The 22,398-nt window shown below is 45.2% G+C and carries 12 protein-coding genes, 10 pseudogenes and 1 other annotated feature; of the genes and pseudogenes, 21 read left to right on the forward strand and 1 reads right to left on the reverse strand.

Features of this window, described 5'->3' with window-relative positions; translation table 11 throughout:
* The 9 genes and pseudogenes from MMY81_RS23355 to rplT all read left to right on the forward strand — a co-directional run.
* A pseudogene (locus MMY81_RS23355) lies at nt 1–476 on the forward strand (replication initiation and membrane attachment family protein); the annotation flags it as partial.
* Nucleotides 469–966, forward strand: coding sequence for a DnaD domain protein (locus tag MMY81_RS23360; protein ID WP_252314734.1), 498 nt, complete (start codon nt 469–471; stop codon nt 964–966). The pseudogene MMY81_RS23355 and the gene MMY81_RS23360, both read left to right, overlap by 8 nt.
* Nucleotides 967–977: 11 nt before the next feature.
* Nucleotides 978–1,586: a hypothetical protein gene (locus tag MMY81_RS23365; RefSeq protein WP_252314735.1), complete on the forward strand. Its 609-nt coding sequence runs from the start codon at nt 978–980 to the stop codon at nt 1,584–1,586.
* Entirely contained in the window at nt 1,583–1,909 is a 327-nt protein-coding gene (locus tag MMY81_RS23370; RefSeq protein WP_252314736.1) for an ATP-binding protein, read from the forward strand. Before MMY81_RS23365 ends, MMY81_RS23370 begins: the two co-directional genes overlap by 4 nt.
* Nucleotides 1,910–2,098: 189 nt before the next feature.
* Nucleotides 2,099–3,204 (forward strand): annotated as a pseudogene (gene mqnC / locus MMY81_RS23375) (cyclic dehypoxanthinyl futalosine synthase).
* A gap of 348 nt (nt 3,205–3,552) precedes the next feature.
* Nucleotides 3,553–5,485: pseudogene (gene thrS / locus MMY81_RS23380) on the forward strand (threonine--tRNA ligase).
* Nucleotides 5,486–5,552: 67 nt separating this feature from the next.
* Nucleotides 5,553–5,688, forward strand: a sequence feature (ribosomal protein L20 leader region).
* A 69-nt stretch (nt 5,689–5,757) separates the two neighbouring features.
* Nucleotides 5,758–6,398: pseudogene (gene infC / locus MMY81_RS23385) on the forward strand (translation initiation factor IF-3).
* A 12-nt stretch (nt 6,399–6,410) separates the two neighbouring features.
* Nucleotides 6,411–6,602, forward strand: coding sequence for a 50S ribosomal protein L35 (gene rpmI, locus MMY81_RS23390; protein ID WP_120192585.1), 192 nt, complete (start codon nt 6,411–6,413; stop codon nt 6,600–6,602).
* Between the two features lie 55 nt (nt 6,603–6,657).
* Nucleotides 6,658–7,013 (forward strand): annotated as a pseudogene (gene rplT / locus MMY81_RS23395) (50S ribosomal protein L20).
* A gap of 75 nt (nt 7,014–7,088) precedes the next feature.
* Here rplT and MMY81_RS23400 read toward each other — a convergent pair.
* Nucleotides 7,089–7,481 carry a sigma-w pathway protein ysdB gene (locus MMY81_RS23400; protein WP_308215456.1) on the reverse strand — a complete coding sequence of 131 codons (393 nt, stop codon included), beginning with the start codon at nt 7,479–7,481 and terminating at the stop codon, nt 7,089–7,091.
* A 254-nt stretch (nt 7,482–7,735) separates the two neighbouring features.
* Between MMY81_RS23400 and MMY81_RS23405 the strand changes: the two are divergent.
* The 12 genes and pseudogenes from MMY81_RS23405 to MMY81_RS23460 form a co-directional block, all read left to right on the forward strand.
* Nucleotides 7,736–8,130 (forward strand): annotated as a pseudogene (locus MMY81_RS23405) (dUTP diphosphatase); the annotation flags it as partial.
* 102 nt (nt 8,131–8,232) lie between these two features.
* A pseudogene (locus MMY81_RS23410) lies at nt 8,233–9,316 on the forward strand (M42 family metallopeptidase).
* 132 nt (nt 9,317–9,448) lie between these two features.
* Entirely contained in the window at nt 9,449–10,213 is a 765-nt protein-coding gene (locus MMY81_RS23415) for a TrmH family RNA methyltransferase (protein ID WP_252314738.1), read from the forward strand.
* A gap of 345 nt (nt 10,214–10,558) precedes the next feature.
* Nucleotides 10,559–11,591: pseudogene (gene pheS, locus MMY81_RS23420) on the forward strand (phenylalanine--tRNA ligase subunit alpha).
* Between the two features lie 11 nt (nt 11,592–11,602).
* A pseudogene (pheT, locus tag MMY81_RS23425) lies at nt 11,603–14,023 on the forward strand (phenylalanine--tRNA ligase subunit beta).
* Between the two features lie 177 nt (nt 14,024–14,200).
* The gene (zapA, locus tag MMY81_RS23430) at nt 14,201–14,407 is read left to right on the forward strand and encodes a cell division protein ZapA (RefSeq protein WP_252314739.1); all 207 of its coding nucleotides are present in this window, start codon (nt 14,201–14,203) and stop codon (nt 14,405–14,407) included.
* 62 nt (nt 14,408–14,469) lie between these two features.
* Complete coding sequence (locus tag MMY81_RS23435) at nt 14,470–15,018, forward strand: CvpA family protein (protein ID WP_120192577.1); 549 nt, start codon at nt 14,470–14,472, stop codon at nt 15,016–15,018.
* A gap of 87 nt (nt 15,019–15,105) precedes the next feature.
* A complete protein-coding gene (gene polX / locus MMY81_RS23440) occupies nt 15,106–16,851 on the forward strand; it encodes a DNA polymerase/3'-5' exonuclease PolX (protein ID WP_252314740.1) in 1,746 nt (581 codons plus the stop codon).
* A 2-nt stretch (nt 16,852–16,853) separates the two neighbouring features.
* Nucleotides 16,854–19,210 (forward strand): annotated as a pseudogene (locus tag MMY81_RS23445) (endonuclease MutS2).
* A gap of 41 nt (nt 19,211–19,251) precedes the next feature.
* On the forward strand, nt 19,252–19,662 hold the full coding sequence (locus tag MMY81_RS23450) for a DUF350 domain-containing protein (RefSeq protein ID WP_252314758.1): 411 nt from the start codon (nt 19,252–19,254) through the stop codon (nt 19,660–19,662).
* 239 nt (nt 19,663–19,901) lie between these two features.
* Nucleotides 19,902–21,605, forward strand: a complete 1,704-nt coding sequence (locus tag MMY81_RS23455) for a long-chain-fatty-acid--CoA ligase (RefSeq protein WP_252314741.1) — start codon at nt 19,902–19,904, stop codon at nt 21,603–21,605.
* Nucleotides 21,606–21,776: 171 nt separating this feature from the next.
* Nucleotides 21,777–22,379: a fatty acid metabolism transcriptional regulator FadR gene (locus MMY81_RS23460; RefSeq protein ID WP_252314742.1), complete on the forward strand. Its 603-nt coding sequence runs from the start codon at nt 21,777–21,779 to the stop codon at nt 22,377–22,379.
* The last annotated feature ends 19 nt before the right edge of the window (nt 22,380–22,398 follow it).

A 22,398-nucleotide genomic window follows, 5' to 3' on the forward strand; every position in this document is an offset into this window, starting at 1 on the left:
AGAGTTCTTTGTATAAAGACGTCACCTCTTCTTTTGACCAGGTGTTTACGTCTCTTCACCAATCAGAAATGAAGATGACAGAAGAAATTTTCAGCGAAAACAATGACATCGATCTTTTATCAGCCGAAGGAGGACCGGGGATTGATATTAAAGCCGAGACATTTGATATGGATCTGCTTTATGCCGATCTGCCTGCCTTTATAAATAAAGAAAAAATAAAATCAAGTGATAACATACATGCTATTAAGCGGCTGGCCTTTTTGTACCGGATGGAGCCTCTGGATATGAGCAAAGAAATTCAGCGCTCTCTTGATCAGAATGAAGAGCTCGATCTTGATGCCCTTCGGAAAAAAGTGCAGGAATGGTACCGCTATGAATATGGATCAGAGCCGCCGGCGCTGGGGTACCGAACACAGCCGGAGGAATACCGGATAATGAAAGACCAGGCCCGTAACCGGAAAAGAAAAAATGATTAAGTACTTTGAGGAAATTTCACCTATGGCTCTTCTGGAAAGTGTTTCGGAGGGAGCAAAGGTGCCTGCCGGAGATGTAAAAATTGCCGAGGCACTGTTATTTGAATACAAGCTGCAGCCCGGGGTTGCCAATGTACTGATTGACTATGTGCTGCGTATAAATAACATGAAGCTCAATTCTGCGTTTGTACAAAAAATTGCAGGGCAGTGGACACGTGCGAAAGTGACGACTGTAAAAGAAGCGATGGAGCTTGCCAGCAAAGAAAATAAAGCTCAGAAAGAACGCAAAGACCAGCCTCCCAAAGAGTACGGATCCAGGTTCGGGCGGTCCTCCGCCCCTAAGCCGGGTACTGTCCCCAAGTGGCTGGAAGAACAAAAAGCAGGTCATGTGAGCAAGGTGGAACAGACGCCTGAAGAAGTATCGAAATGGGAAGAAGAGAAACAGCTGTTTAAAGAGCGGTTGAAACAATGGAAAGAGAAATCGGAAAGCTGAGGTGACGCTCAATGGATCCTATTAAATCATCCCTTGATAAGTGGATGAATCAAAAAGAATGGCGGAACAGGTATAATATGCTTCGTGACGAAGTATTGAAAGATCCGCGTATTCTTGAATTTAAATCAAAGCACCCGGATCTTACGAACGGTGATTTAGAGCGTAATATGATGAAGCTTTTTGAGTACAAGCGGGAGCGGGATCACTGCGATAACTGCCCGGGTCTTGATTTGTGCCCCAATATGATGCAGGGCTACCAGCCTGAGCTTACCGGAAGCGGACGGGAATGGAGCGTAGCCTACCATAAGTGCTCTTTAAAGCTGCAGTATGATGAAAAAGTAAAGCACCGCCGGCTGATAAAGAGTCTATATATTCCTTCGGAAGTGGTGGAAGCGACATTTGATGATATTGAACTGGACAACTCAAGCCGGTCGGAAGCTGCAAGAAAAGCGATTGAGTTTGTAGAAAGTGCAGAGCCTGGAAATAACGCCAAAGGTCTTTACTTTCACGGGAAATTTGGTGTCGGAAAGTCCTTTATTATGGGGGCTGTGGCGAATGCGCTGGCAAAGCGCAGTATATCGACCATAATTGTCTACGCCCGGACTTTTTCAGGGAAATGAAAGAAGCTCTTTCAACAGGTACCACCCAGGAGAAAATAGACAGTATAAAAAAAGTTGACGTGCTTATTCTGGATGACATCGGGGCAGAAACAACGTCTGCCTGGATCCGTGATGATGTGCTCGGCGTGATCCTGCAGTATCGTATGATGGAAAAACTTCCTACTCTGTATACGTCCAACTATAATTATAAAGAATTGGAAAATCACCTGTCCTATTCACAGCGCGGCGGCACCGAAGACATGAAAGCAAGCCGGATTATGGAACGAATTAAACATTTAACGGAAGCTGTTCATGTGGATGGCGATAATAAGCGGAGTATTTAAAAAAAACGTAAGGAACGTTTTTATTTTCGCCTTATTTGTAAAAAATGAGTGTTGATTTTGAGTGTATGGATTGGGAAAATGACTGGAAATTATGATACCATAAAATAGTAATCGAATATGGCAGTGTACAGGATAAATAAAGCTGTTGAACAAACGCGGTATAACTTGATTAATGATGGAGGTTTTACGATGAGTATAGATTCTATTCTGGACCGTGCCCTAAAAGGGGAACGCTTAACGATGGAGGATGCTGTCCGCTTGTACGAAGCGATGAGATCGAAAAAATGGGGGCAGCAGCCAATAAAAAATGCAGGAATGGCATCCGGATCCTGTTACGACATTCGTAGTAGGACGAAATGTTAACTATACCAATCTCTGCGACACATACTGCAGATTCTGCGCCTTCTACCGCAGGCCGGGATCTTCAGAAGGCTATGTTCTTTCTGATGAAGAATTTTCCAGAAAATCCAGGAAACATCTGACGTAAATGGAACAGAAATTTTGATGCAGGGCGGTACAAACCCGGACCTTCCATTCAGCTACTATACAGATTTATTAAGAAACATAAAAAAACGCTTCCCAGATATTACAATGCACTCTTTCTCTCCGGCAGAGATTTACAAAATGGTGGAAGTGTCGGGGCTTACGCTTGAAGAAGTGCTTACGGAACTGCATGAAGCCGGCCTGGATTCCTTCCCGGCGGAGGCGCAGAAATTTTAACAGAAGAAACAAGAAAGAAAGTCAGCCGTCTAAATCCACCTGGAAAGAATGGATTGACTGCATGAAGACAGCTAAAAAAGTAGGCATGCACGGCACGGCTACGATGGTGATAGGGCTTGGGGAATCTAATGAAGAAAGAGCGCTTCACCTGCAGAGAGTCCGTGACGCGCAGGACGAAGCTGACTGCTTTCTTGCTTTTATTTCCTGGACGTTTCCAGCCGGATAATACAAACCTGAAAGGTGAGATTATTACGTCGGAAGGTTATCTTCGTAATGTTGCTATTTCGAGGTTATTCCTGGATAACATTTCCAACTTCCAGTCCTCATGGGTAACTATGGGACCGGTAACTGGAAAGAAATCCCTTGAATACGGCTGCAATGATTTTGGAAGCACAATGATGGAAGAAAACGTTGTATCTGCTGCAGGGACTACGCATAAAGTTAATACGAACGAAACGCTCCGCCTGATCCGCGAAGCAGGTAAAATCCCGGCCCAGCGTGATACGAAATACAATGTGCTTCATCGTTTTGACGGTGAATCCAAAGCTGAAAAAGATTTTGTGATGCAGAATTAAAGCAGGAAATGGTTCTTGCTTTTCCCTAAAAGAGTTATTATAATAATGATCAGTTAAACATGAGATGCAAAGAAAAGGATATGAAAAGAATCAGGCCTCTTATACAGAGAAAAAAGCAGCTGCTGAGAGCTTTTTAACGAGACATTCTTTTTACCACCTTGGAGCAGCAGCGGGGAACAACAAGTATCCGCTGCCGGCCCCCGGACGTTACCCGGACTTGAGCTGGTTCTGCTGCGCAGGCAGAACGGGAACAAGGGTGGAACCGCGAGATGAATCGCCCCTTATGGTAAGGGGCGTTTTTTTTGTGTTTACAGAGAACAAACAGTCAGTATTAAAGGAGATGGCATAATGGCAGAGCAGCTTACATTTATTTTTCCGGATGGTGCAGCAAAGGAATTTCCGTCCGGCAGTTCATTTGAAGAAATCGCGTCTTCGATCAGCCCGGGTCTGAAAAAACAGGCGCTGGCAGGTAAATTGGACGGGGTGCTTATTGATCTGAAGGAACCGCTCCAGCAGGGCGGTAAGATTGAAATTATTACGTACCAGCAGCCGGAAGGGCTGGAAATTCTTCGTCACAGCTCCGCCCACCTTCTTGCCCAGGCAGTAAAGCGTCTATATCCGGATGCAAAATTCGGTGTCGGTCCCGTCATCGAAAATGGTTTTTATTACGATATGGATTTATCTCATTCCTTAACGCCGGAAGATCTGCCGGTAATTGAAAAAGAAATGAAAAAAATTATTGATGAAAACCTTCCCGTGGTCCGCCGGGAAGTAAGCCGGGAAGAGGCACAAAGCTTGTTTAAAGAACTTGGGGACGATCTCAAACTGGAACTTATTGATGCTATTCCGGAAGGGGAGACAGTTTCCTTGTATGAGCAGGGGGAGTTTGTTGATTTGTGCAGAGGCGTTCACGTTCCGAGCACGAGTAAATTGAAAAAATTCAAGCTCATGAGTATTTCCGGAGCCTACTGGCGCGGAGACAGCGACAATCAAATGCTGCAGCGGATTTACGGAACGGCGTTTGTAAAACAGACAGAACTGGATGAGCATTTAAAAATGCTTGAAGAAGCCAAAGAGCGCGACCATCGTAAGATCGGCAGAGAGCTTGATATTTTTGCGCTTAATCAAAAAGTAGGGCAGGGGCTGCCGATGTGGCTTCCGAAAGGAGCGACCATCCGCCGTACAATTGAACGCTATATCGTTGATCTGGAAGAAAAGCTCGGATACGATCATGTCTATACTCCCGTACTCGGAAGCTCGGAGCTCTACAAGACCTCCGGTCACTGGGATCACTATCAGGATGATATGTTTCCTCCAATGGAAATGGATAACAATGAAACGCTCGTGATCCGGCCAATGAACTGCCCGCATCACATGATGGTATATAAACAGCAGATGCACAGCTACCGGAATCTGCCGGTACGTATTGCAGAGCTTGGCACGATGCACCGCTACGAGAAATCAGGTGCCCTGTCCGGTCTGCAGCGCGTTCGTGCAATGACCCTTAATGATGCCCATATTTTTGCAAGACCGGACCAGCTTCTGGGAGAGTTCAAGCGTGTAGTAGAGCTGATCCAGAGAGTGTATGATGACTTTGGCATTAATGATTATCACTTCCGGCTTTCCTATCGCGATCCGGAAGATAAAGAAATATGTAGACAATGATGCTATGTGGGACAAAGCTCAGAGTATGTTAAAAGAAGCAATGGACGACATGAAGGTGGATTACGTGGAAGCAGAGGGAGAAGCGGCTTTTTACGGTCCAAAGCTTGATGTTCAGGTAAGGACGGCTCTTGGCAAAGAAGAGACGCTTGCGACTGTCCAGCTCGACTTTCACCTTCCGGAGCGGTTTGACTTAACTTATGTCGGCGAAGATGGTGCAGAGCACCGTCCGGTAGTAATACACCGTGGAATTGTATCTACGATGGAACGATTCGTTGCTTTTCTTCTGGAAGAATATAAAGGTGCGCTGCCAGTATGGCTGTCACCGGTCCAGGTAAAGGTCATTCCGGTGTCGCTGGATGCCCACATGGAATATGCCGAACGCGTACAGGAAGAACTCCGCCGCACCGGCGTAAGAGTAGAGCTCGATGTACGGGAGGAAAAGCTTGGTTATAAAATCCGCGAATCCCAGATGAAAAAAATCCCATATACGCTTGTACTCGGTGATAAAGAACAGGATGCCGATGAAGTGAATATACGAAGCTATGGCAGCCAGGATACTCACACTGCCAAGCTTGGTGCCTTTATTGCTTCGATATCAGAAGAGATAACGAAATAAATTAAACAAGGCACGTTGACACTGTATAATCCATATGGTATTCTTTCCTAGTGTCAAAAAACGAAACCAAAGCAAGAAGAAGCACCCGCTTCTCACCTGAACGGCGCAACTCGCAGCTGCCAGGTATTATGGTAAAGCAATATAACCATTTATGAGACAGATTTCAGGGTGCATGGTACGTTCATGCACCCTTTTTATATGCTTTTGTCTCATTTGAGTGATCTGGTCCCGTTTTATAAAACGGCAGACAGATATAAAGTTGCGCATAAGTGCTGAGGTTCAAAAAAATTCGGAGGTGGCTCATTATTCGTAAAGACGTTAAGCTTAATGACGGAATTCGTGCACGTGAAGTTCGGTTAATTGATGCAAATGGCGATCAGCTTGGTGTGAAATCTAAGTCTGAAGCACTTGAATTAGCCCAAAAGGCGAATCTTGATTTGGTTTTGGTTGCTCCTAATGCAAAACCTCCTGTATGCCGTATTATGGACACGGAAAGTTCCGTTACGAACAGCAGAAGAAAGACAAAGAAGCACGTAAGAAACAAAAAATTATCAACATCAAAGAAGTAAGGCTGAGCCCGAACATTGAAGAGCACGATTACAATACAAAGCTCCGCAATGCCAGAAAGTTCCTGGATAAAGGCGATAAAGTCAAAGCTGCTATTCGTTTCCGTGGAAGAATGATTACTCATTCCGACATCGGGAAAAAAGTGCTGGACCGTCTTGCTAAAGACTGTGAAGACGTCAGTACCATTGAAACGAAGCCCAAGATGGAAGGCCGCAGCATGTTCCTCATTTTGGCACCTATATCAGATAAAGATAAGCCTGCATCTGATAAAGAAAACCTGTATCTGATAAAGATAAAAAAGACCCAAACGAAAAAGCGTAAAGCTTATCGTTTTATCACATGCTAAGGAGGAAATAACATGCCTAAAATGAAAACTCACAGAGGAGCTGCAAAGCGCTTCAAAAAGACTGGTTCTGGTCAGCTTAAGCGTGGACACGCTTATACAAGCCATATGTTCCGCAACAAATCTGAAAAGCAAAAGCGCAGATTGAGCAAACAGGGCTTGGTGCATCCAACAGACCAAAAGCGTATCCAACAGCTGCTTCCATAAACAACTAACGATTAATTGAAACGATAATAAATAGAAATTAAAGGAGGGATGGACGATGCCAAGAGTAAAAGGCGGATATGTGGCACGTCGTCGTCGTAAAAAGGTTTTAAAACTTGCAAAGGGGTATCATGGTTCCAAACACCGTTTATTTAAAACGGCTCAGGAACAGGTAATGAAATCACTTCAGTATGCATACCGGGACCGCAGACAGCGGAAGCGCGAATTCCGTAAGCTTTGGATTACGCGTATCAACGCAGCTGCACGCTTGAACGGACTGTCCTACAGCCGTTTGATGCATGGCCTCAAACAGGCGGATATTCACATGAACCGCAAGATGCTTGCTGATCTTGCTGTAAATGACGAAAAGCTTTCACAGCACTTGCTGATCAGGCAAAAGCTAAATTAAAATAAACTACAAAAAAGGACGGGCCTGATGGCTCGTCCTTTTTTTGTATGAAAACCGGGAAACATGCTGACTATCTGCTTTTATGGTTCAGACTTATTAATAAATTCCTTAATGGGGCTTTTCCAGATCAGTTCGGCATTGGGGTAGTTGGAGTGAATTTCTTTTTCCATAAATTCAAAGTCCTTGCGCTGTAGTCCCTGCAGAGCTTCGCGGTCCAGCACCCATATGGATATAGAAACCACATCAAAGGAAGTAGAAGTGGATCCCAGATATTTTTCCCCTTCAAACATAACCCCTTTATACGTAATAAGAAAATTTTTCCGGACGTTTTTAACATCATCCAAAAAATAAAAATATTTTTTGCTGTGCGCCATTTCCAACTTGCGTTTGGGATTCTTAAAGTACTGCACAGCTGTATATACAATAATCACTAGAGCAATGAGAAGCAGCAGGCGCAGTAATAGTGCCATCATATAATAGTTCCTCCCTTGCTTACAGTTTGGGACAATCAACCGGCGGTTACGCCGCGGCATCTGTTCTTGTCACATTATACGTTTATTCATTCATTCTTACCAGAATATACGATAGAATAGAAAGAACGTTTCACCAGAAACCAGAATAATACGAAAGAAGGAGTAACCATGCAGTCATTATATGCGATTCAAGAGAGCTCGATGAAAAATATTAGCCACACACGGACTGGAAAGAAGCAGAGAGACATTTTACAAAAAAGCTGCTTGCATTTCAAGTAGAACTTGGAGAACTGGCTAACGAAACCCGCTGTTTTAAATTTTGGAGCCTTAAGCCTGCTTCCAGCCGCGACGTTATTCTAGAGGAATACGTGACGGTATTCATTTTTTATTATCCATGGGTATTGACCAGCAGTGGGAGGCCGTCCCGGAAACTGGAATTTCCAAAGATTCGGCTCTGCCCCAGCACTTTCAGGATGTGTACGAAGCTTCCGCGGAACTGAGCCAAAATCTGTCCGAAGACTCATTTATGCAGCTTTTTAAAGAATATCTGCTGCTCGGGGAAAAGCTGCAGTTTTCTAAAGACGAAATCGTGGAAGCCTATAAAAAGAAGAACGAAACAAACCATAAAAGACAACAGAATGGCTACTAATGAAAAGACATCCCGCTGAATAAAAGAAATTGTTTGAGTATCGAAACAATTCCTTTTATACTAAGAATGGTGAAGACACTACATATTGAGAGGGGAACAAACATGGCTGAATTAGAACCAACGCTCCAAATGCTGAAGGATTTAACAGATGCAAAAGGAATTCCCGGAGATGAAAAAGAACCAAGAGATGTTATGAAACAATATATTGAGCCTTTTGCCGATGAGGTCACAACCGACCACCTCGGCAGCCTGATCGCTAAAAAACAGGAAAAAAGGCGGCCCCCGTATTAATGATTACAGGGCACCTTGATGAAATCGGCTTTATGATTACAACGATTGATGATAATGGATTTTGAAATTTCAAACGGTCGGAGGCTGGTGGAGCCAGGTTATGCTCGCCCAGCGCGTAACGGTAATGACCCGTAAAGGCAGCATTACAGGGATTATCGGATCAAAGCCGCCGCATATCCTTCCGCCGGAACAGCGTAAAAAATCGGTGGAAATTAAAGATATGTTTATTGACATTGGTGCTTCAAGCAAAGAAGAAGCCGAATCATTCGGCGTGCGCCCGGGAGACTCTGTCGTTCCGATCTGTGACTTTACAGTGATGAATAACGAGAAATTACTGATGGCAAAAGCATGGGATAACCGTATCGGATGTGCCATTGCTATTGAGGTATTAAAGCGTCTTGAAAATCGACCACCCAAATGAAGTTTACGGTGTAGGGGCTGTGCAGGAAGAAGTCGGCCTGCGGGGCGCTAAAACGGCAGCGAATAAAGTGAAGCCTGATATCGGGTTCGCTGTAGATGTTGGCATTGCCGGAGATACACCTGGAGTGACGAGTAATGATGCAGCAGCGAAAATCGGAAAAGGCCCGCAGGTGCTGATTTATGACCATTCGATGATAGCACACAAGGGGCTTCGTGACTTCGTAACGGATATTGCTGATACGCATTCCATTCCATACCAGTTTGACGCCATGAGCGGCGGGGGAACAGATGCAGGTTCCATTCATTTGTCAGGAGAAGGGGTGCCTTCGCTTGCGATAACCGTACCGACCAGATATTTCATACCCACGCAGCGATTCTGCACCGCGATGATTTTGAGCACGCAGTTCAGCTGCTTGTAGAAATCAGCAAGGCATTGGATGAAGATAAAGTAAAAGCAATTGTATTCGATAATTAAGAAGCTGTCAGCGGCCTGCAGGGATTCCCTGCAGGCTTTTTTATAAAACATAAATAATTATGTAAAAACCGCCTGATTCAAGGTAAGATAGAGGATGGATAAAAGAAGCCGGTACAAAAGGAGAACAGCCTGTTGAAACAAATAGATTCTACAAAAAACGCCACTGTCAAATTAATTAAACAGCTGACGAAACGAAAAAAACGCGAAAAAGAACAGCTTTTTGTTATAGAAGGTAGGCATCTTGTTGAAGAAGCCCTTGTTTATGGAAATTTGATTACAGATATTTTTGTGATAGCAGATGAGCTGCTTCCACCTGAAGAAAAACGAAAAAATATACCTGTTACTATCGTTACAGAGGCCGTTATGAAAGGTATGAGCCAGACCGTGACGCCGCCCGGCATTATTGCGCTCTGTCAGATGATACCCGACGCCGCCGTCGAAGCGGAAGAGAATGAGATGTATGTACTGGTCGATAATGTGCAGGATCCCGGGAACCTTGGAACGATTATCCGAACCGCCGATGCGGTGGGAGCCAAAGCCGTCATTCTCGGTGAAGGCACGGTAGACGTTTATAACGATAAAGTGATCCGGTCCACACAGGGGTCATTTTTTCACGTGCCTGTTCTGCAGGGAGAGCTCGAAGACTGGATAAAGCGCTGCCGCGATAATAGTATTCCGGTATTTGGTACTTCCCTTCAGGGGGGAACAACGCATACAGCGATTGAGCCGCAGCCGGGATTTGCCCTGATCATAGGCAACGAAGGAGCCGGTGTGAATGAAAAACTACTGGAAAAAACAGACCAGAATATTTACGTGCCGATTTACGGAAAAGCCGAATCCTTGAATGTTTCGGTAGCAACCGGCATCCTTTTATACTATCTGCACAAAGTAAATTAGCAGGACGGTTGCAAACAAAAGCATTATTATCTATACTTTACTGTATTCATATAAAAAGCATTGAAGGAAACAAGTAGTCCATTAGCCGCCATACAGGGAAAGAATGCCTTAGACTGGAAGCATTCTTATGTGCAGATAGTGGATGAATTCAGTCCAGAGCCGGAGCCGGAGTAGAGAAATCCAAAAGGTATCCCGTTTGGCAGCACGTTACGCTGTATAAGTGATTCCTGCCGGCAGCGGCAGGATTAACAAGGGTGGTACCGCGAGCTTTCGTCCCTTTCCGGGAGGAAGGTTTTTTTATTTGTCCAAAACACGCGTAGAGCGATATCGGCAGGAGGAAATAAAATGATTGAACGATTACAGGCACTTTTGAGCGAGGCGCTGGAAGAATTAAACCAGGCAGCAGATAAAAAAGATGTAGAAAAGGTGCGGGTGAAATACTTAGGAAAAAAGGCCCCATTACAGAAGTATTAAGAGGAATGGGAAAGCTTTCGGCAGAAGAACGGCCTAAAGTCGGCCAGGCTGCGAATGATGTGCGCGGCGAAATCCAGGAAAAACTGGACGAAAAAAATCAATCCCTTGAGGCGGAGGAATTAAATAAACAGCTTGCCGGGGAAACAATTGACGTAACGCTTCCGGGCGATACGGTTAAACAGGGATCGAGGCATCCTTTGACGGCAGTAGTAGAAGAAATTGAAGATATTTTCATCGGCCTTGGTTTTTCCGTTACAGAGGGGCCGGAAATTGAAACGGATTATTATAATTTTGAAGCGTTGAATCTGCCGAAAGAGCATCCGGCACGTGATATGCAGGATTCTTTTTTCATAACGGAAGATCTGCTGCTCCGTACCCAGACGTCGCCGGTCCAGGCACGTACGATGGAAAAGCATGAGGGACGCGGACCGGTCAAAATTATCTGCCCTGGTAAAGTGTACCGCCGCGATGATGACGACGCGACCCACTCCCATCAGTTCATGCAGATCGAGGACTTTACGTGGATAAGAATATCCGCATGAGTGACCTGAAAGGAATCCTGGAGGCATTCGTGAAGAAATATTTTGGCGAAGAGCGGACCATCCGCCTGCGTCCGAGCTTTTTTCCTTTTACTGAACCTTCTGTAGAAGTCGATGTAACGTGCGGTATCTGTGGTGGAAGCGGCTGCCGTATGTGTAAACAGAGCGGGTGGATTGAAGTGCTTGGTGCCGGAATGGTGCATCCAAAGGTACTCGAAATGAGCGGATTCGATCCTGAGGAATACAGCGGATTTGCTTTTGGAATGGGTGTAGAACGTTTTGCCCTTTTGAAGTACGGTATTGATGATATTCGTCATTTTTATACAAATGACATGCGTTTTTTAAATCAATGGAAGCAGATATAAGGAGGGATTAGATGTTAGTTTCATATGAATGGCTGAATGAATATGTAGACGTACGGGATGTTACCCGGAAGAAACAGCAGAGCGTCTTACCCGCGGAGGGATTGAAGTAGACGCTGTTTATAAAAGAACCGAGCCTATTGAATCGGTCGTCGTAGGGGAGATACTCTCTGTAGAAAAGCACCCGGAAGCTGATAAGCTCAACGTCTGCCAGGTAGACACTGGTTCAGGGGAAAACCAGATTGTCTGCGGAGCTGCTAACGTAGCAGCAGGCACGAAAGTAGCTGTAGCACTGCCCGGCGCTGTCCTGCCTGGTAATGTATCGATTTCTTCTACAGAGCTTCGGGGAGTCGCTTCAGAAGGAATGATCTGCTCCCTGCAGGAGCTTGGCATCGAGCAGAAACTGGTAGCCAAAGAATTTACAGATGGCATTTACATTTTTCCGGCCGGTGTAGAAACCGGAAGTAGTGCAGTAGAGGCCCTGCAGCTCCATGACACGGTGTTGGAGCTTGACCTTACGCCTAACAGGGCTGACTGCCTGAGCATGCTTGGAACGGCGTATGAGGTTGCTTCTCTTTTAGACAGAAAAGTAACGCACCCGAATACCCAGGTAGAAGAGCATGAAGAAAAAACAGAATCACCCGTCAGCGTCAGCGTAGAAAACGAGGAGGATGCCCCTTATTATAACGCCAGGGTCATCAGCAATATTAAAATTAAACCTTCTCCCGTATGGATGCAGAATCGTTTAATTGCTGCCGGCATTCGCCCTATCAATAATGCGGTTGATATTACAAATTATATTTTGATTGAGTATGGCCAGCCACTGCACGCATTTGATCTGGATCGTTTTGGCTCCAGGGAAATCGTCGTGCGTCGTGCGGAAATGAATGAGAAAATGGTAACGCTCGATGAAACAGAACGTGAACTTTCACCCGAATACCTCGTTATTACAAACGGTACAGAGCCGACAGCCCTTGCCGGCGTCATGGGGGGAAGCTTTTCAGAAGTGCAGGAGGATACTACAACGATTCTTCTGGAAACAGCGGTGTTTGATCCGGCATTAGTCAGAAAAGCATCAAAAGATATGGGACTGCGCAGCGAATCCAGCGTTCGTTTGAAAAAGGAATTGATCATTTACGGGCAGATGAAGCAGCTGACAGAGCGGCAGCCTTACTTGTGGAACTTGCTGGTGGAGAAGTCCAGAAAAGCGGGTCAGTACATGATTCCAGAGACCGTTCTCCGAGGATTGTTCAACGAGGACAGAAAAGCTTCATACTATGCTCGGCCTTCCTCTGAACACGGAAGAAATTGCAGCGGTCTTTGACCGTCTGGGCTTTCCTTATAAAGAAGCAGACGGAACTTTTGATGTGGAAATACCATCAAGAAGATGGGATATTTTTATCGAAGCGGATCTAGCAGAAGAAGTAGCACGGCTGTATGGGTATGATGAAATTCCATCTACCCTGCCCGCGGGAGCTTTAACCCCGGGATCTCTTACAAAAGCCCAAAAGCAAAAACGAAAAGTGCGCCGTTTTCTGGAAAGTGCAGGGTTAAATGAAGCGGTCACGTATTCCTTAACATCTCCGCGGATGATTGAAAGGTTTTTGTCCGGAGGTCCGGGGTACCCGATCAAAGTCACGATGCCGATGAGCGAAGAAAGAAGCACCATGCGGTCGAGCCTGGTTCCTCATCTGCTTGATGTTATTCAATACAATCAAAACCGCCAAAATGCAGATACAGCTGTTTTTGAAGTAGGTTCAGTGTTTCGAAGCACTGAAGAGACACTGACAGGCCAGCCGGAGGAATTTGAATATGCTGCCGGCGCCGTCACTGGTAAATGGAGTGAGGCGGGTTGGAGAACAGCCAGACAGGAAACCAGCTTTTTCACGGTTAAAGGAATAGTTGAAAACCTGCTTGTAAAACTTGGCTGGGGACAGGATGTACGTTTCGAAAGAACCTCAATGAAGGATATGCATCCGGGGCGCAGTGCAGATATTTATGCGCAGGGTATGTTCATAGGCTACGTCGGCCAGATTCATCCATTAGTGCAGAAAGAATGGGATATAAAAGAAACGTACGTATTTGAACTGCATTTAGGAAAGTTGATTGCCTCAAAAGAAGAGCCGGTCACCTATACCCCGATCCCCCGCTTTCCTTCTATTACAAGGGACATTGCTCTTGTAGTAGATACGGAAGTAGAGGCAGGAGCAGTGCAGAAAGCGATCGAAGAAACAGGAAGTCCCCTTTTGAAACATGTTTCTCTGTTTGACGTATATGACGGGGAACATATGGAAGCAGGGAAAAAATCTCTGGCATTTTCACTCATCTATTTTGATCCGGACCGTACCCTGGCTGAGGAAGAAATGCAGCAGGCCCATCAAAAGGTACTCCATCATGTAGAAAAAACATTTCATGCCAATTTAAGAAAACAATAAGAAACGCCCGGGCCGGCTCTTCCGTATACAGGAAGGGCCGGTTTTTAACAGGCAGTGCATAACTGGACTGCTGTGCTGGAATATCAGGCCCCGGCAGAAAGGTGGGAAACATTTTTCATTGGTTGGCGATTCTGTTATGATAAAGTATAGGATTTGCTTAGATCAGGGGGCATGACGATGGCTGAGGAAAAAAATAAATACAAAACGACCGTAACGATATATGGACAGCAGTACACAATTGTTGGAGATGATCCACCCGAACATGTAAGAAAAGTAGCGAAAGCCCTGACAGAAAAAATGAAAGAACATAAATCTCTGAATCCGTATTTGAATACGACCAGACTGGCCGTATTAACAGCAGTCAATCTGGTGATGAAAACTTAAAAATGAAAGACGAGTACAAGAACGAGCAGACTATTCAAGAAGAAAATGAGGACAGATAACACATGCTTATAAATATACTGATTCTTCTTTTTCTAATCGGCAGCTTTTTTTCCGGATTAAGAAAAGGATTTATCCTGCAGTTTGTTTCTTTGGTGAGTTTTCTTCTCGCTTTAGTCATTGCTTTTTATTTCTATGAAGACACAGCCGCCTGGCTCAGGCAGTGGATACCGTATCCCGGATTTCTGCAGGATTCCGGAAGCCAGAACGTGCAGTTTTTATCAGCGACTTTTGACATGCAGACGTTTTTCTATTCGGCCATTGCTTTTATAGCGCTGTTTATTGTGGCTAAAATAATCATGCAGATGCTTGGTTCTATTTTTAACGTTATATCGGGTATCCCTCTTGTAAGTATGCTTAACAAATGGCTGGGCGGACTGCTGGGAATTGTAGAGACGTACGTAGTGCTTTTTATACTCCTTGTCGCTTTTTCGCTCGTGCCGGTAGAACCAATTCAACAGGCCATAGCACAGTCAGGCATGGCTCAGTATATGATTTATGATACGCCTTATTTATCCCAGTGGCTTCAAAACCTGGGAGTGCAGGGACTCTAAAAGAGCATATGCCGAAAGGCTTGTCGTTAATAAATGAAAAAGCTTCTCTTCAAGAGAAGTTTTTTCTACTTTTAATGGAGGAAAACAATGAATAAAAAAGAAATTATCAATCATTTAGAACGTATTGCTGTATATATGGAAATAAAGGGTGAAAATACATTTAAAATTTCTGCTTATCGGAAAGCTGCCCAGGCGCTTGAAAACGATGAACGCTCCATTAATGATATCGAGGATGTGGCGAAACTCTCCGGCATCGGCAAAGGAACAGCCGGTTTAATAAATGAAGTAAAAGAGCATGGCGATTCCGAGCTCCTGCAGACGCTGAAAGAGGAAATACCGGAAGGGCTGCTTCCATTATTACGTCTTCCTGGACTGGGCGGTAAGAAAATAGGAAAGCTTTATCAGGAATTAGGTATTACCAATGCAGCCGACCTGAAAAAAGCTTGTGAGGATAAGCAGATCCGGGAACTTGCCGGATTTGCTGCCAAGTCAGAGGAGAAAATAATGAAAGCTCTGGAAGAAATGGGGAGCAGGCCGGAAAGACTTCCGATTCCGCTTATGCTGAAAATGGCGGATTCCTTTGAAGAAAAGCTTGCCGCTGTAGAAGGCATGCACCGCTATGCCCGTGCCGGCAGCTTAAGAAGACTGGAAGAAACCGTTAAAGATATGGATTATATCATCTCAACGGATAATCCTGCGCGTGTGAAAGAACAAATAAAAGCATTTTCCGGTATTTCCAGCGTTATCGCGGATGGAGATACAAAGCTGTCCCTGGAGCTGGAAGGAGAAGAATATCCGGTACAGGTAGACGTGCGGATGATTGAAGACGAGGCATTTGCGACGACCCTTCATCATTTTACCGGTTCGAAAGATCACAACGTGAAGATGAGGCAGCTCGCAAAATCAAACGGGGAACGGATCAGCGAATATGGGATAGAAAACGTGGAAAGCGGAGACGTCCAAACGTTTACAGACGAAGCAGCTTTTTTCGGATATTATGGAATGCAGTACATCCCGCCTGAAGCAAGAGCCGGCAAAGATGAGCTGGACGTTTACAGCAATCCCCGTGAAGACCTCACGCTCCCCCTTATCCGGGGAGACATGCATATGCATACGACCTGGAGTGACGGCGCCCAGTCTGTGGAAGAAATGGCAGAGGAAGCGAGAAAAAGAGGCTATGAATGGATTGCTATTACCGATCATTCCAAGTTTTTAAGAGTAGCCCACGGTCTGGATGAAGATCGCATTCTCAGACAGATTGAAGAAATAAAAACGGTGAATGAAAAATATACAGATCTGCAGATATTTGCCGGTATTGAAATGGATATTCGTCCAGATGGCATTCTTGATATCGAGGACAACGTTCTCGAACAGCTTGATATAGTAATTGCCTCTATTCATTCTTCGTTTTCCCAGGAAAGGTCTGTCATTATGGAACGGTTTGAATCTGCGCTTACTTCTCCACACGTGGACCTGATTGCCCATCCTACGGGCCGTTTAATAGGAAGAAGGCCCGGGTATGATGCAGACCTGCCTAAGCTGATTAAACGTGCGGCTGAAACGGGTACGGCACTGGAACTGAATGCCAATCCGAACCGGCTGGACCTATCGGCAGAATGGCTGAAAAAAGCGGCAGAAGCAGGGGTAGCGCTGGCAGTTAATACAGACGCCCACAATCCGGAGATGATGGACGATATGGAAATAGGCACCGGCATCGCCCGAAAAGCCATGCTCCTTCCGGGACAGATACTCAATACATTAACAGCGGCGGAATTAACGGACTACCTGCGGAGAAAAAAGACAAACGCCGGCTTCAATAAGAAAGGAAGATGACAATGAACGATAGAGTCCTTCGGGTGCTCGAATACAATAAGATGAAAGATCAGCTGAAAAAACATGCTGGGTCTTCATTGGGAAGAGCTGAAATTGACCAAATGAAGCCGTTGACATCGGTGGATGACATAAAGCATGCCATGACCATTACGGAGGAAACACACCGTGTTGTACGTTTAAAAGGACAGGCCCCTCTCGGCGGTATTAAAGATGTATTTGCCCATATCAAACGAGCGCAGATCGGCGGCGTATTGAACGCATGGGAGCTTCTTGAAATAGCCGATACTATTTATGCTGCAAGAAGAGTCAAATCCTTTATCGATAAAATGACAGAGGATGGCATTGAACTGCCCGGTCTCGATGAAATCACGGGAGCGATTACGGTCCTGACAGATGTAGAACGGTCTATTAAACAATCGGTGGATGATAATGGAGAGGTAATGGACAGCGCCACTCCCGCTCTGCGCAGCATAAGACAGCAGATCCGGGGCCAGCAGGCGTCCATCCGTTCCAAGCTTGACCAGCTGACTAAATCGCAGGATCAACAGAAAAAGCTATCTGATTCGATTATTACCATTCGAAATGACCGGTATGTAATTCCCGTCAAACAGGAGTACCGCGGATCATTCGGCGGGATTATCCATGATCAATCGGCCTCCGGAGCGACTTTGTTTATTGAACCGCAGTCTGTCGTTACGATGAACAATATGCTTCGGGAAGCCCGCGGTAAAGAAAAGATTGAAATTGAAAAATACTCCGGGAGCTATCCGCTGAAATCCAGGAAAATGGAGAAGAACTGCTGGAAAACACCCGGACGCTCGGCTATATCGATTTTATTTTTGCTAAAGGGTATTACGCCCATGACTTAAAAGCGACTCAGCCGAATGTAAACAACACGGGCCATTTTCAATTCAAAAAAGCGAGACATCCGCTGATTGACGCAGAGGAAGTTGTGCCAATCACGGTGGAGCTTGGAGGAGATTTCTCCTCTCTTGTTATCACGGGACCTAACACAGGCGGTAAAACGGTCACGCTGAAAACAGCGGGACTGCTGACGCTGATGGCGCAGTCCGGTCTGTTTCTTCCGGTGGAGGAAAATTCGGAAGCAGCTGTATTTGAGTCTATTTACGCGGATATCGGGGATGAACAGTCCATTGAACAAAACCTGAGTACTTTCTCATCCCACATGACCAACATTGTAGACATTCTTGGAAAAATTGATCACCACAGCCTGGTATTGTTTGACGAAATCGGTGCCGGCACCGATCCTACGGAAGGTGCGGCTCTGGCTGTTTCAATACTCGATTACGTTTATAATAAAGGCGCATCCCTCATTGCCACTACCCATTACAGCGAGCTGAAAGGGTATGCCTACAACCGGGAAGGGGTTATGAACGCCAGCGTGGAATTTGACGTAAATACGCTTCGTCCGACCTACCGCCTGCTGATTGGTGTACCAGGACGCAGTAATGCATTTGCCATATCCAAACGCCTGGGTCTGAGTGATGACATTATTACGGCAGCCGAAGCGGAAGTGAGTACAGACAGCAGGCAGATGGAGCAGATGATAGCATCGCTGCAGGATAGGCAGCTGTCTGTAGAAGAACAGGAAAAGCAGGCGACCGCGCTTCGAAAAGAAGCCGAATCGCTGCAGAAGGAATTAGCTGAGAAAGTCCAGCGGGTGGAAGAGGAAAAAGAATCTATCTTTCAAAAAGCACGAGATGAGGCAGAAAGCGAACTCTCTGCTTCAAAAAAACAGGCGGATGAAATCATCCGTGAGTTAAGAGAACTGGAGAAACAAGGCCACAATGTAAAAGAACATCAGCTTATTGATGCCAAGTCGCGGATGGATAAAGCACAGCCGGCTCCTACGAAACGAATGAAACAAATAAAAAGGCAGGCTGAAAAAACCGATACGATTAAGTCCGGAGACGAAGTAAAGGTGCTAAGTTTCGGGCAGAAAGGCCAGGTGCTGGAACAGCTGAATGAAAATGAATTCCAGGTACAGCTTGGCATTATGAAAATGACGGTTAATAAAAGCAACATGGAGAAATTGAACAGCTCTAAAGAAAAAACTCCACTTCGCAATGTCCGTTCTGTGACGACCAGTGCCCCGGTAAAGCCCGAGCTTGACCTGCGCGGGCAGCGCTATGAAGATGCCCTGCGTCAGGTGGAGAAATATTTGGACGAAGCCGTTCTCGCAGGATACGGACAGGTTCATATTATTCACGGAAAAGGAACAGGAGCGCTGCGTAAGGGAGTGAAGGAGTACCTGAAAAAACACCCCAGTGTAAAAAGCACCCGTGACGGGGGAATGAATGAAGGCGGCATAGGAAATACGGTTGCAGAACTAAAATAATAACTCACGCCGCCTGAGGCAGAGAAGGGAAGGTGGCAGGCCTGGAAGCCATACTGCAGACGCCATTCGGGCAGACTGCTGCCAACTACAGTGTAGCACTGCTCTCACTTATCGTATTTTTAGCTGTGTTTGAAACAATAACCCCCTATAACAATTGGGAAGAAATAAAAAAAGGCAATATTGCTGTCGCACTTGCCACCGGAGGAAAGATCTTCGGCGTTGCCAATATTCTTCACTTTTCCATCCTGCATAACGATCAGATATTAACGACTATTGTGTGGGGATGTCTCGGCTTTGTGCTGTTGATTATCAGCTATCTTCTTTTTGAGTTTTTAACCCCTATGTTTAAAGTAGATGAAGAACTTGCAAATGATAATAGAGCGGTCGGTCTGATTGCATTTATTATTTCTGCAGGGCTGTCTTTTGTTATAGGAGCAGGGATACTAAGCTGATAAAAGGAGGAAGATAATGGAGCGGTTAGCAAAAATATTAATCATCTGCTGTGCCGTGTTTTTTGCAGCAGGCTGTATCTATTTATTTTCTTCATTATAGGAGAGAAATGGGCCGTCCTCAGGATAGAGCCCATTTTTTTACATATATCTCTTTATAATTGTAAGCGTTTCCATTATAATGATTGTATAGAGTGCTTCTTTACGTATTCCTGTGTCCACATTTAAAAGGGGGATTTAAAATGGAAGAAAAGCATGCATGGCTGTCCCATTACCCAAAGGAAATACCTGTAAGTATTTCCTATGACGAAAAAACGCTGCACTCTTATCTTGAAGAAACGGCTGCTAATCAGCCGCACCGTGAAGCACTTCACTTTATGGGAAGAGATATGACATACCGGGAGGTCTATCATGAAGCCCTCAAGCTCAGCAGCCAGCTGAGAAAGCTTGGTGTAGTGAAGGGGGACAGGGTAGCGATTATGCTGGCAAATTCCCCTCAGGCAGTCATTTGTTATTATGGAGCCCTGATGGCCGGAGCCATTGTGGTGCAGACAAATCCGCTGTATGTGGAACGTGAACTGGAGCATCAAATGAACGATTCCCAGGCGAAGGTTATGATCTGCCTGGATTTAGTATATCCGCGTGTACGGGCCGTTAGAAGCAGAACTTCGCTTGAACATGTACTTGTCACGAGTATTAAAGATTATCTTCCCTTCCCTAAAAAAAATCTGTATCCGCTCGTGCAGCGCAAAAATGCAGCTCTTGCAAAGCAGATCGAGTATGACAGCACGACGCACCGGCTGAAAAAAATTATGGCAGAGGGAAAACCGGAAAAACCGGATATTTCTTTTAATCCAAAAGAAGATATTGCTCTTCTTCAATATACCGGAGGAACGACGGGACCTGCAAAAGGGGTCATGCTGACACATTATAATTTAGTAGTAAACACTATGCAGAGCAGTGCATGGATGTATAATATTGATCGAAAAAAAGAAACAATTATGGCTGCCCTGCCGTTCTTTCACGTTTACGGCATGACAACAGTAATGAATATCAGCATTATGCACGGAGCGAAAATGATTATCGTGCCCCGCTTTGAGCCGGTCCCTATTTTAAAAGCAATTCAAAAGCATAAAGTGACCGTTTTTCCAGGAGCGCCAACGATGTATGTTGGGCTGATTAATGAACCTACCATTAATAAATACGATCTTTCTTCTATTGAAGCCTGCCTGAGCGGATCCGCTCCGCTGCCTCTCGAAGTGCAGCAGACGTTTGAAAAGCTGACGGGAGGAAAGCTCGTAGAAGGTTACGGGCTCACGGAAACGTCTCCAGTCGCTATTTCTACGCCTATCTGGGGGAAACGAAAAGAAGGAAGCATAGGTATTCCCTGGCCTGACACGGAAGCGGCTATTTACGATCCGGAAACAGAAGGGCCGGCACCGGCAGGGAAAATCGGAGAAATTATGCTGAAAGGCCCTCAGGTGATGAAAGGCTATTGGAACAGGCCCGAGGATACGGCGGCTGTGTTTCATGGGAACTGGTTTCTGACCGGGGATATGGGATACATGGACGATGAAGGCTACTTTTATATTGTTGACCGCAAAAAAGATATGATCATCGCCGGAGGCTTTAACATTTATCCAAGAGAAATCGAAGAAGTACTATATGAGCACGAAGCAATAAAAGAAGCCGCCGTTATCGGCGTACCGGATCCTTACCGTGGAGAGACGGTAAAAGCGTTCCTCGTTTTCAAAGATGGCAGAAGTGCCTCAGACGAAGAAATGGAAGCATTCTGCAGGGAGCATCTGGCTTCCTTTAAAGTGCCGAGACAGTTTGAACGAAGAGAAGAACTTCCGAAAACAATTATCGGTAAAGTATTAAGACGGGTTCTTGTTGAAGAAGAAGAAAAAAATACAAAAGCAAAAGAAATGCAGAAAGGCAGCTGATCTGTCTGATATGTGCGGAAAAGTCCGGTCCTGGAACCGGGCTTTTTTTTCATGCGGAGAATCTACCGAATAAGGCTTGACACTCCTTTGAATATTATCTATGATAAAGCTAGACATATAATGAATGAACAGTCATTCACTATTAATACATTGTAAAAGGGGCGTTCTGCCATGGGGAAACGAAAAGGTCCCAAATATGAACAAATTATAGAAGCGGCAGTAGACGTAATAGCCGAAAACGGCTACTACAATTCCCAGGTATCCAAAATTGCAAAACGGGCCGGTGTAGCGGACGGTACAATTTATCTTTATTTTGCAAATAAAGAAGATGTGCTGATTTCCGTCTTTGAAGAAAAAATGGGTCAGTTTATTACGAATATTAAAGACGAGCTTACGTCCCGGCTGTCAGTTGAGGAAAAGCTTCATTCACTCGTAGCCAATCACTTCCGACAGCTTTCGTTAAGCAGAAATCTGGCTATCGTGACGCAGCTTGAATTAAGGCAGTCAAGCAGCCATCTGCGCAAGCAGATTAACGATATTTTAAAAGAATATCTTATTATTATGGATGGGCTGATTGAAGAAGGAAAAGCAACGGGCGTTTTTTCAGATGATTTAAATGAAAAGCTGGCCCGGCAGATGATTTTCGGCACGATAGATGAAGTTGTTACTACCTGGATCATGAATGAATACAGGTATGACTTGAATGAATTAGCCGCTCCCGTAGCTTCCATGCTTCTTCAGGGATTTGGTGCAAACGTGCGGGCAAAACAATAGATAGAAAGCAGGGATAAGG

The sequence above is a fragment of the Sinobaca sp. H24 genome, from assembly GCF_023845525.1.